The sequence below is a fragment of the Arthrobacter sp. SRS-W-1-2016 genome (genome assembly GCF_002009585.1).
Taxonomy (GTDB): domain Bacteria; phylum Actinomycetota; class Actinomycetes; order Actinomycetales; family Micrococcaceae; genus Arthrobacter; species Arthrobacter bambusae_A.
This window is the reverse complement of sequence record NZ_MTPV01000087.1, coordinates 1-10,735: the sequence shown is the minus strand read 5'-3', so window position 1 is coordinate 10,735 and position 10,735 is coordinate 1. Positions and strand designations below refer to the sequence as shown.

The window sequence follows — 10,735 nt, the reverse complement described above, 5'->3', positions numbered from 1 at the left end:
GCGCCGGTCCCGCGCCGCCCGCCCGCGATCGCGGGCGCCCGCGCGGGCGCGCGGCGGCCCCCGCCCCGGGGGGGGGCCGCCCCGCCCCCCCCCGGCCCCCCCGGCCGGGGGGGGCGCCCCCCCCCCGCCCCGGACTCCGTCCACCGTCACCGTTCCCTGGTCAGGGGCCAAGGAGCCGCCCAGGATGGCGAGCAGCGTGCTCTTGCCGGCTCCGTTCTCGCCGGCGAGTGTCAGCACTTCGCCCCGGCTGAGGTGGAAGCTCACGTCATCGAGTGCGCGCACACCTGGAAAGGATTTAGCGATGTTCCTGATCTCAAGGAGGGTGTCAGACATTGGTGATCCTGTTCGTGTCCGGGCTCAGGGCATGCCGGTCAGGTACTGGGCGACGTTCTGCTTGTCGACCACGAACGCCGGAACGTTGACCCAAGCAGGAACCTGCTTGCCGGCAAGCATCCAGAGCGCGACGTCGACTCCTGTGGCGCCCTCCGTCGTGGGCCGTTCGCTGACGGTGGCCGTGTACTTGCCGTCGGAGATCAGCTTCTTGGCCTGGGGGATGCCGTCCGTCCCGACCAAGGCCACCTTGCCCGTGAGGCCCTTTGCGTCGATTGCCGCCTGGACACCAAGGGCCATGCCGTCGTTCTGGGAGTAAAAGGCCTTGATGTCCGGGTTCGCCGTCAGCATGGCGTTCGCGATGGTCTGGGCCTGGTTCGTGTCCCACTTGGCCGTCTGGGATGCGACCAGGTTCAGGTTCGTGTCCTTCGCGATGCCCTCTTTGAATCCTTTGCCGCGGTTGAGCGCGTTCGAGGAACCGGGGTCGCCCTCGATCTGGGCGATCTTCCCGCCGCCGGGGAGCAGCTTGGCGATATAGTCCGCAGCAGTCTGACCGATGGTTTCCGCGTCCGGACCGACATAGACCACACCCGGGACGGTGCCCTGGGCGTCGTTGAGCACGATTGCCGGAATGCCCTTGGCGAGGGCCGCCTTGAAGACACTGTCCAGCGCGGTGGCGGAGATCGGGGATGCGAGGATGGCCGAGCAGCCCTGGTTCATGGCGCTCTGGGCCTTGTCGAGCTGCTCTGTGATCGAGGATTCATCGTTGACCGCGTAGGTCTGGAACTGGACACCGAGCTTCTTTGCCTCGGCTTCGAAGCCGTCGCGCTCGTAGCCCCAGAACTCGTTGGCCAGGGTCCGGGTGACGTAGCAGAGCTTCACACCAGACTTCGCCGTTGGGGTGCCCAGGTTCTTCTGGACCGTGGCGACGTCGGTCTTCTGGTTGGCCTGGACCAGGGAGCTGATGTCGCTGGCTCCGGAGGCGGGAGCTCCTTCGGGGGTCGCGGAGCACGCCCCGAGGGTAAGAGCGGCCACGGAGGCGGTGGCGAGGGCGGCGAGGATGCCGGCTTTTCTCGTCATGGCATTTCCTTTCATCTTTGGAAGGTATTACTGGATCGTGTTTTCAGGTAGTGGCATGCGGGACCGGATCTAAAGCCGGCCCCGCAGGCCAAAGAGTGGTCAGACGGTAGTCTGGATCAGCGCTTCGGTCTCGCGGCGCAGCTCGAGCGCCGTCGCGAGGGATTCGTCGATGACGATGTCTTCCCATTTCACGCTGTTCCCCTTGGTCACGCTGTTCTTCAGTTCCACGTGGTGGGCCAAGGCGACCGGCAGCAGGCCCTCGCGGACGGAGGTCTCGGCCGAGACGAGCTTGCCCCAGACCGTGTACCCGCCCTCGCCGTCGAGGAATTCGCCGGGATTGAGGTCCTTCTTGGCGGTGGCGACCACGTCGCCGTAGAAACCGATGGGCGTGCCGGTAGCGACTCCACGCAGGACGGCGTTAGCGATCGAGATGTTCAGCTCAAGGCCGACATAGTGGTACGGGCGGTACAGGGCTGCGTACTGGCCGGTAGGGTCCGGGTGCCAGGGGTATTCGGTGAAGCAGCCGGAAACGTACTTGTTGGTCGCCTTGACCACCACGAACACGCCCTCCTGGGTGTTGAACGGGATCCAGTCCCCCTCGCGGGTGACGCTGGACATGACATCCACCGAGCCTTCCCGGGCGAGTACGCCTCCGACCTCGGAGGGCCGGCAGATCGTCGCGATCTCCTCGATATTCCCCGGGGTAAAAGTCAGGCCGTTGTCGGACGGGACCAGCCCCGCTGCATTCGCCACGGCGGCCATTTCGATGGCGGCTTTCGTGCCGTCGCGGAAGGAGGTGTGCATGTACGGGTTGAGCTGCCCGGAGTCCGTGAGCTCCTTCGAGAATTCCCAGTTCTCCCAGACGTTATCGGGGTTCATCCCGTGGTAGTGCTCAAGGTACTTGGCACCCTTGCCAGCGCAGACCACATCGAAACCGGAGGTACGCGCCCAGTCGACGAGCTCCATGATGAGGGCCGGCTGGTCGCCGTAGGCCATCGAATACACGACGCCAGCGGCTTCTGCACGCTTGGCCAGAGCCGGGCCCGCCAGCGCGTCGGCCTCAACGGTCACCATGATGATGTGCTTCCCGGAGTCGATGGCCGCCAGGGCATGGTTGATGCCCACGATCGGGTTGCCTGTGGCCTCCACGATCACATCGATGTCAGCGGCAAACAGTGCCGCAGCATCGGCAACCACGGTGGTGCCGCGGCGCTTGAGGGCGTCTTCGATTGACGAGGAGATGGCCTCGGCCGGCCATTCCACCAGTTCGAGGGCGCCCTGCGCACGCTTGACATTGATGTCTGCGATCGCAACGACGTGGATACCCGGGATGTTGCGGGCCTGGGAGAGGTACATGGTGCCGAAGCGGCCGGCTCCGATCAGCCCGACCCGGATCGGGCGGCCATCGCTTTCGCGCTGCTTGAGGAGGGAATGAAGGTTCACGATGATCTTCCTGGTTCGGGCAGCGGCGGGAGGACCAGAGCCTGCCGGCCCGACTTCCTCGTCGCTCGCAATAATCAGTGGTAACGGTTACACTTTTGTACCATCAAGGTCGTTATGACGTCAATCACTTTCGGTGATTGACTGGTCTTCCCGTCAGAATCGAAAGTGGGGACACGTGAAGAAGTCAGCCACAATCCGCGATGTGGCCCGGGAGGCAGGCGTCTCCGTCGCCGTTGTCTCGCGTGTGCTCAACGAAGGCACAGGACCGGTCGCTGCACTGACCCGGGCCAAGGTGGTGGAGGTGATCGAAGCACTCAACTACAGGCCGAAAGCCGCCGCACGCGATCTCCAGAAGCAGACGACGTCGACAATCGGCCTCGTGCTTGCAGACCTGACGAACCCCTTCTTCGCCCGGCTTGCCGACCGCGTCGTATGGGAAGCCCGGGCACGTGGGGTCCACGTCGTCCTTCTCACCACGCAGGAGGATCCACACCTGGAGGCCGAGTCCATCGATACACTCATCGAGCGCTCGGTCGCCGCTGTCATCGCTACTCCGGCCGGTGGCAATGTCGACAAATGGGCCAGGCTGACAGATCTAGGCATCAACGTGGTCTTCGTTGACCGGGAGATCGCGGAGCTGCCCGACCTTGACGTCGTTACCATCCGCAACGATGTGTCTGCGGAGACAGCGACCAACCATCTCATCGGGCTCGGCCATACCAGGATTGGCTTCATCTCCGGCCCCGCGGACACCTCGACCGGGCGCGTCCGGGTTCTCGGCTTCCGGCGGGCCATGGAATCCGCCGGCCTGCGTGTCGACCAAGAGCTGATTCACCACATCCCGTTCCGGGGCGACGCGGGAGCCGACGCCGTCGGGGCACTCTTAGGGCTGGGCGAGCCGCCCACCGGGATCATCGTGGGAAACACCGCCCAGGTGCGCTCCGCCCTTCGCCGGATCAAACAGTCGGACATCGATGTCCCGGGCGAACTGAGCCTCGTGGTTTTCGACGACAACCCCTGGACCGAGCTCGTCTCACCGCCGCTGACCGTCATCCGCCAGCCTATCGACATGCTCGCCCTCCATTCCGTCGAGCTAGCCGTGGGACGTGCCAAGGGAACGCTGCCCGACCAGCCGCGTCGCATCGAGGTCGACGCCGAGTTCGTCCGCCGATCCAGCAGCGCACCGGTCACCCAGACCACCCCCGCCACCTGAGCAACCGCTCAATCCGTGCCACCTGGCACAACAGAAAGGACACATCCATGCCCATCGTCGTCACCGCCGTCTTCCACCCCGCCGAAGGCAAAAAGGACCAGCTCGTGCAAGCCCTGCAGGCTGCCATCCCGGCCGTCCATGAAGAGGAGGGCTGCCTCCTGTACGCCATCCACGACGCCGCCGACGGCTCGATCACGATGATCGAGAAGTGGACCACCGCAGAGCTCCTCGACGCCCACGCCAACGGCCCGGCTGTTGCGGCACTGGAGGCGGCCGTAGGATCCTTCATCGAATCACCTACGACCGTGACAACGATGGCCCCCATCGAGGCCGGCACCGAGGTTCAAGGGCTCCTGTGAGCGACGTCGAAACCGTATTCGTCATGGGGGTCTCGGGAGTAGGGAAGACGACCTTCGGGGCCGCCCTGGCCTCCGAGCTGGGAACGAAGTTCATCGACGCCGATGACCTCCACCCGGCCGCGAACAAAGCCAAGATGGCCGCCGGAATCCCACTTACCGACGCGGACCGCTTGCCTTGGCTTGACGCCGTCGGTCTCGCCGCCAGCCGCCAGCCCTCGGTGGTCGCCTGCTCCGCCCTCCGGCGCCGCTACCGGGAACACCTCCTCACCCTCGTCCCCACCGCCGTGTTCATCCACTTGCATGTTGGCAGGGAAGACCTCGCAGAACGAGTCTCGGCGCGCGCCCACGAGTACATGCCAGCCAGTCTTCTCGACAGCCAACTAGCCACCCTAGAACCCCTTGAGCAGGACGAACCGGGTTTCCGGATCGACGCAACCATGGCAACCGAGGACCTCCTCCAAGAGGCCGCTGCGCGACTTGCCCCCCAACGCCGGCCATCAGACGTCTGAGACGAGCCGCCCCACCACACATGGACCCCAAGAGGCGTCGCCGGCTCTGGCTCCCACTCCTCTTCCGACGCCTTGGCCCGAAGTTCTTGACTCGGCGTACACCCACCGGTCGGGAGCCACTGGTCATCATGACGGCCCCCTGAAAGAGCTGGAACGCGACGCCTGATCTCGTAGTCGGCGTCTGGAGCGTCAGAACTCACGTGGCCAATTGCGTGAGTGCGCCAAATAGCTCTGCAAAAAACGAGCCAAATAACTCTGCGATTTACAATTTTTGTAGCGGAACCCACCGGACGGCGAGTGTCTTGCAAAGTCGTCTCACTGATCATCGCGTCTCGCGAGGTGTTTTTGGTATTTCCGAGACAGGATGGTGGGGTGAGACACCTCGGGTACACCAGCATCAGCACGGCCGGCCAGGACGCCCAACTCCAACTCGTTGCGCTCCTCGCTGCCGGCGTCCAGAAGCGCGATGTGTTCGCCGAGGTCACATCCGGAAGCAAAACGGCGATCGAGCGTCCAGGGATGAAGAAGCTGCTCGAGTACGCCGAAGCCGACGACACCGTCGTCGTGTGGCGAGTTGACCGGCTCCGCCGGTCCCTGATTGACGTCCTTAACACCGTCAACTTGCTGCGCGAACGCGGCGTGCACCTCCGGTCCATTTCGGACGGAATCGACCCAGCGACCTCGACCGGGCGGATGATGCTGAACATGCTTGCCACTTTGGCTGAATACGAGCGCGAGCTGATCGTCGAACGCGTCAATGCCGGAATCGCCGCAGCCAGGCAAAGCGGCACCCGCTTCGGCCGACCACCAATCAACCCCGAGGTCATCGCGGAAAAGCTCGCAATCGTCGCCGACGCCCGCAAACGCGGACGCACCGCAGCAGATGCTGCCACCCTCGTCGGCTGGAGCCGCGCGACACTCTACCGCCACCAGTCCCTCGTTAGCTCCGCTGGACCCCAGGCCACATAGCGCCGCAACTTCTACGACATTCATCACCGCGATCCCCAGAGAATCCTGGTCGGGTCGTTATTAAACCCTGCCCGAAGCTACCGGTTCGACTGGAGGCCAACAATGCCTCGTAACTGACGGTGAATAGACCGATTCAACAAGAAAGTTTAGAAACATGGTTACGGATCGCTGAGTATGCGCGGGGGCCATCAGCAGATCGCGGAGCACGCCGGCTCGGCACATACGGAGGCTGAACTCGGCATCCTGCTCGAGCGCGCCCGTGAGTGACATTGCCTTCGGTTTAGTGTGACGGATTCAGTCCTTGCAGCCATGCCCCAAGAAACAAAGGACCATCGGCTGCGCCCCAAACACTCAATAGATCCAGTGACCTTATCCTGAACCCATGGATCTGGGAGAGAAATCGGGCGCGTCTCCGCGTATGAGCCGCAACGTGAGGACGATCATGGCCTTGCTAGTCGTCGTGATAGTCCTGCTCGGGACTATCACCGGAATTGTTGTCTGGAATCAGATTCAGGCGAATCTCGCGCGCGAAGCGTTTGCAAAATCCATGACAGAAGCCAGCCAGAAGGCTGCGGAAATGCAGGCATCAGCATCGGCCCAGGCGTCCGCTGACGCAGCGGCCGCCAGAGACGCAGCGGAACGCGCGCAGGCAAAAAATAACGCGGCTAAGGCTGACGCCGAGTCATCATGTGTTGAAGGCTTAAGAGAACAATTCGGTCGCCAGACGGTAGATGTGGTGAGTCGCTCGACGAGCGGCGGATCCGGAACCTTTTACACCCGCGGAAGTTTCAAAGTCGATACCGGGCCCTCCCGGAGCTACGTTTGCACCGCTACCGGCAGCCCGCCCAACTGGGAGCTCAATTTGTCCTTTGACAACTAGCAACTTATGGCGGAGAGGAACCGGCGACTCTGGTCCACAGCCAGTAGTGCCCATTAGCGTGGTGTAACGGTTGCCTCGTACGCACCAACACAACGGGTAGCTCCCTTCGGGATACACCAAGCCTGTGAAGCACAACGCATCCTGGTGGCTACGAACCGGCCTGGTTGCCAGGCTCACGGCTTATCGTTTCTGGTGAAATATCGCGCTCACCGTTGGACATTTCACTTTTTCAAGTCGCCCCAAGACAGCAGCCCTTATTCCAGAGCTCCGTGCTCCAGCGCCTTGACAATGCGTCCGATGAGGACAGGGAACTGCTGCTCTGTTTGCTCGCGCTGCGATGGCATTTCGCTCAAAGCGGCCCCTGGTAAGCAGACGATCTTCCCGGTATCGAGACCGCGAACTACTATCAAATCCAGGTAAAAGTTGCCGTCAGTGGATGATCTGTGCTCGATCCCAGAGGCCTGGGGAAGGTCGCCAAAGCTTTGAGGTGCGCGGACCATGCATCTTTCGACGTCGGTCAGGGCTAACTGCAGCACATCGCGCCCTGACGGAGACGATGTCAAAAGGTCCTCGTCTGTGAGGAAGAGGAGCCGATGCCGGGTGCACAGGAGATGGCCTTGCAGGCATCGCTGATCTTCTCCACGACCGGAGATCACGAAGGCAAAGATCAGGAGTGCGTCTTTGATGCTGAGGACTTCAGCGAAATGTGGATCATCCGGGTCCAAGTACCTCAGGGCACGTCGAATATTGAGGTCGTCCTCGAAAGCGATCAATGTCATCTCCAGAGGATCTGCCCTGCGTTTTAGATGTTTCCGGGGCGCTTGAAGATCCTCGAACAGCATCGCATTGATCAGGGCCTTGACCGTCTCCAGCTGCCGTGCAACTCTCACCGGGGTCTTCCGCGGTGGCGCGGAATCCAACGACAGCCGCGCGAGCCGTCACCCTACTCCGTGGCTTCGGGCCAGCGCACGAATAGACAGTCCCGCCAACGCTGGGGTGGGTCCAACTCAAACTGCCACAACCAGCGCGCCCGGGTCTCTTGGTGAACGGTCCTTCTGTAGACTCCGTTGCTAGCAACTCGATATTAACTACGGATGGCGGGGCATGAAAGAGCGTGAACGATCCCAACCTGGACAAGAACTGTTGGCAATGCTTCCGTCATTCAGTTGGGTAAAACTGATACGTCGGATGTACTGGAAGCGTAGGTTGGGTGGTTTCGGAAAGAACGTAGAGATCAGCCAGAACGTCTTGATGGAGTTCCCATCCCAGATCTCTATTGGGAATAACGTCTTTCTAAATCGAGGCACACTATTGACGGCACGGGCTCCAATCTCAGTAGGGGACGACTGCTTGATTGGCCCGTACTCGATTGTCAATAGCGGAGATCACAGCTTTGATACGCTGGACACCCCCATCAGAAAGCAGAAACACAAGTTCTCGGCGATCAGTATTGGTCGAGATGTGTGGATCGGAGCACATGTGACGATTCTGAGGGGCGTCACGATCGGGGACGGGGCAGTTATTGCTGCGGGGTCAGTAGTTCGCGACGACGTCTCGCCAAAGACAGTCGTCGCGGGGGTGCCAGCACGACCAGTCAAGCTGCGAGGCGAATAGGACTCGAATGCAAAAGCGCTTATTTTTAGTTGATGGTATGTCAGGCGTGTGGAAGGCGACTATTGTGCGCCAATTGACGGAAGCTCTCGTTGAGACGACGGTCGTTTCCAAGTGTTCCACCCGGCCGGCACGCCCCGGCGAAAATGAGATCTATTCAGACCTCAAGCTCGTCACGGATCGGGAATTTGACATGCTCGCCCCCGACTTCACGTATTCATATGCCGGGCACCGGTATGGCGTCTGTGTTCGTGATATCGAGGCAGCGTTCAAATCTCATGACTTAGTGTTCGTTATTGTGCGCAATGCAAGCCTTATTCATAAGCTACAGGAGCGATTCGCTAAGTACCGCCCCGTGTCGATCTTCGTCTTTATGGATGCGGACGTGATACGCCAGCGCACTGAAGTAGCTCATGAGCAGGCGATTGCCATGAGTGTCGAGGATGCTCGGCTCGACTATCTCCGCACCCCGGGTACCTACGATGACGTGATTGTGTATTGTGACGATGATCAAGCGTTTTATCGCACCTTGGATGCGCATATCGACCGCTACACCAAAGGAAATAGGGCGGAATATGTCGCTCGCAAAAAGAGTGGGAACGTCATACTTTTCAGTAGCAGAAAATGGCGCACCCTTCTGCGCGCAGCTTTTGGTGTCGCTATTGCCGCCGGATGTGGTGCTTTGTTTGCAGTTCCCGGCTTCAGGGAGTCAGAACTTAAAATTGTCGCCCTAATATTTTGTGGGTTTGTATTCCTGCTTGGCGCTTGGGGCCAATATTTTCTCGCCCAACATTGGGACGATATCGATCGTCACCGGTGACAGGTAACTGTGGTTGGGGCCCAACCACACGGTAAATGGCCAGCAACACCCAGTTGCTCCCCGGGAACGGGCAAGCCATCCCCACGTGGAGCGCTGAAGTGGCACCAGACAGGTCCCAGACCGGGTGCAGTGTCTCATAACCGATATGTCCCGAATCCCAAGGGTTTCGAGACACCTACCGTGACGCAGTGACCTCGCGGGTGGGGTTTACAGGGAGGGTTGTCCGGGCCGAGAAAAAGTTCGTATCGAGATATCTTCCGTGCTAGTTCTGCACTCCCACAGGGACGAGGCTGTGCCTGTCAACCGTGGTCCCGTCACCTAGCTGGCCTCCGTCGTTGTGTCCCCAGGACCAGGCGCTACCGTCTGCTTTGACCAGGTAGCTGCTTCCGTAGCCAGCAGCGTTGATTTGGGCGAATCCAGCAAGGGCGGGAATTGCCGCCGGGGTAAGCCGGTGGCCTCCAATGGAGGAGTCGAGCATCTCACCGAAGGAGTTATCCCCCCAGCCCCAGACGCTTCCGTCAGACCTGATGGCAAATACGTCCCCGTACCCGCCTGCCGTCACGGACACGGCCTGGGTGAGCCCGGCAACCTGGACGGGGAGGGCGCGGTTGGTGGTGGTGCCGTCACCGAGCCGGCCGCCGCTGTTCTCTCCCCATGCCCAGACCGTGCCGTCTTGCTTCACTGCGTAGGCGCCGGCGGCGCCTGCGGCAATGGAAACCACCCCGCCAAGACCTTGCACGGGGGATGGATTCGTGCTGAATGATCCTCCTACCAAGGTGCCGTTTCCGAGCTGCCCCGCCCCGTTGGAACCCCACGCCCATACGGTCCCGTCGGTTTTGAGTGCGTACGCGTCCATGTAAGCGCCCACTGCAACCGTCGTGACGTTGCCGATGGGCACGACTATTGGCTGGGAACGGTTCGTGGTTGTGCCGTCCCCGAGCTCGCCGAAGGTATTGCTTCCCCATGCCCAGAGCTTGCCATCGGTTCCGAGAGCGTAGGCGCTGTTGGAACCGGCGTAGAGCGCTTTCACTGCTGGAAGTTCTGTGACCTTGACGGGGGTGAGTCTGGGTTGGAAGGTGCCGTCGCCGATCTGGCCGTAGTTGTTGTATCCCCAGGCCCAGACTGTTCCGTCTGTTTTCAGGGCGTAGGTGTTCTCTCCCGTAGCGGCTATCTGGATGACATTGGTTAGCCCCGCCACCGCGACGGGGAGGGTGCGGTTGCTTGTGGTCCCGTCGCCTAGCTGTCCGCCACCGTTAGAGCCCCAGGCAGTAACCGTCCCGTCCTGCTTCAGGGCGAATGCGTTCTCATAGCCGCCGACTATCTGCTGCACGTTCACGAGCGCATTTTGACTTGGGGGCGGGGAGATCGCGAGGGTCATCGTGCGACTGACTGAGCCACCGCTGCTGTCGGTGACGACTAGAATCAGGTTGCTGCTCGCGGCTTGGTTGGGGGTTCCGGTGATGGCGCCGGTGGTGGGTTCGAGATGGAGCCCGGGCGGGAGGGCACCGGTGGTGTTCCAGG

Annotated in this window: 12 protein-coding genes; 7 read left to right on the top strand and 5 right to left on the bottom strand. The window is 61.6% G+C overall.

Going from position 1 to position 10,735, the window contains the following annotated elements; all coding sequences use genetic code 11:
• The 3 genes from BMF89_RS21380 to BMF89_RS21370 all read right to left on the bottom strand — a co-directional run.
• The coding region (locus BMF89_RS21380) for an ATP-binding cassette domain-containing protein (protein ID WP_139359779.1) at positions 1 to 333 on the bottom strand (333 nt) is incomplete at its 3' end.
• Positions 334 to 357: 24 nt separating this feature from the next.
• Positions 358 to 1,410 carry a substrate-binding domain-containing protein gene (locus BMF89_RS21375; protein ID WP_171983584.1) on the bottom strand — a complete coding sequence of 351 codons (1,053 nt, stop codon included), beginning with the start codon at positions 1,408 to 1,410 and terminating at the stop codon, positions 358 to 360.
• Between the two features lie 99 nt (positions 1,411 to 1,509).
• Entirely contained in the window at positions 1,510 to 2,853 is a 1,344-nt protein-coding gene (locus BMF89_RS21370; protein ID WP_078109049.1) for a Gfo/Idh/MocA family oxidoreductase, read from the bottom strand.
• 175 nt (positions 2,854 to 3,028) lie between these two features.
• Between BMF89_RS21370 and BMF89_RS21365 the strand changes: the two genes are divergently transcribed.
• The 5 genes from BMF89_RS21365 to BMF89_RS21345 all read left to right on the top strand — a co-directional run bounded on the left by BMF89_RS21365 (position 3,029) and on the right by BMF89_RS21345 (position 6,783).
• Entirely contained in the window at positions 3,029 to 4,066 is a 1,038-nt protein-coding gene (locus tag BMF89_RS21365) for a LacI family DNA-binding transcriptional regulator (protein WP_078109048.1), read from the top strand.
• 47 nt (positions 4,067 to 4,113) lie between these two features.
• A complete protein-coding gene (locus tag BMF89_RS21360) occupies positions 4,114 to 4,425 on the top strand; it encodes a putative quinol monooxygenase (protein WP_078109047.1) in 312 nt (103 codons plus the stop codon).
• A complete protein-coding gene (locus BMF89_RS21355) occupies positions 4,422 to 4,934 on the top strand; it encodes a gluconokinase (RefSeq protein WP_253190933.1) in 513 nt (170 codons plus the stop codon). The genes BMF89_RS21360 and BMF89_RS21355 overlap by 4 nt, the downstream gene beginning before the upstream one ends.
• A gap of 372 nt (positions 4,935 to 5,306) precedes the next feature.
• Positions 5,307 to 5,903, top strand: a complete 597-nt coding sequence (locus BMF89_RS21350) for a recombinase family protein (RefSeq protein ID WP_078109046.1) — start codon at positions 5,307 to 5,309, stop codon at positions 5,901 to 5,903.
• Positions 5,904 to 6,285: 382 nt separating this feature from the next.
• Positions 6,286 to 6,783: a hypothetical protein gene (locus tag BMF89_RS21345; RefSeq protein ID WP_139359778.1), complete on the top strand. Its 498-nt coding sequence runs from the start codon at positions 6,286 to 6,288 to the stop codon at positions 6,781 to 6,783.
• Positions 6,784 to 7,037: 254 nt separating this feature from the next.
• On the opposite strand, the gene BMF89_RS21340 is transcribed toward BMF89_RS21345, so the two are convergent.
• The gene (locus BMF89_RS21340; protein WP_078109044.1) at positions 7,038 to 7,673 is read right to left on the bottom strand and encodes a hypothetical protein; all 636 of its coding nucleotides are present in this window, start codon (positions 7,671 to 7,673) and stop codon (positions 7,038 to 7,040) included.
• 214 nt (positions 7,674 to 7,887) lie between these two features.
• Between BMF89_RS21340 and BMF89_RS22825 the strand changes: the two genes are divergently transcribed.
• Together BMF89_RS22825 and BMF89_RS21330 are read left to right on the top strand one after the other, a co-directional pair.
• Positions 7,888 to 8,397, top strand: a complete 510-nt coding sequence (locus BMF89_RS22825; RefSeq protein WP_078109043.1) for an acyltransferase — start codon at positions 7,888 to 7,890, stop codon at positions 8,395 to 8,397.
• Positions 8,398 to 8,404: 7 nt separating this feature from the next.
• Positions 8,405 to 9,214, top strand: a complete 810-nt coding sequence (locus BMF89_RS21330; RefSeq protein ID WP_078109042.1) for a hypothetical protein — start codon at positions 8,405 to 8,407, stop codon at positions 9,212 to 9,214.
• A gap of 262 nt (positions 9,215 to 9,476) precedes the next feature.
• Here BMF89_RS21330 and BMF89_RS21325 read toward each other — a convergent pair.
• Positions 9,477 to 10,735 (bottom strand): putative Ig domain-containing protein (locus tag BMF89_RS21325; protein WP_171983583.1); only part of this gene is annotated, 1,259 nt, incomplete at its 5' end.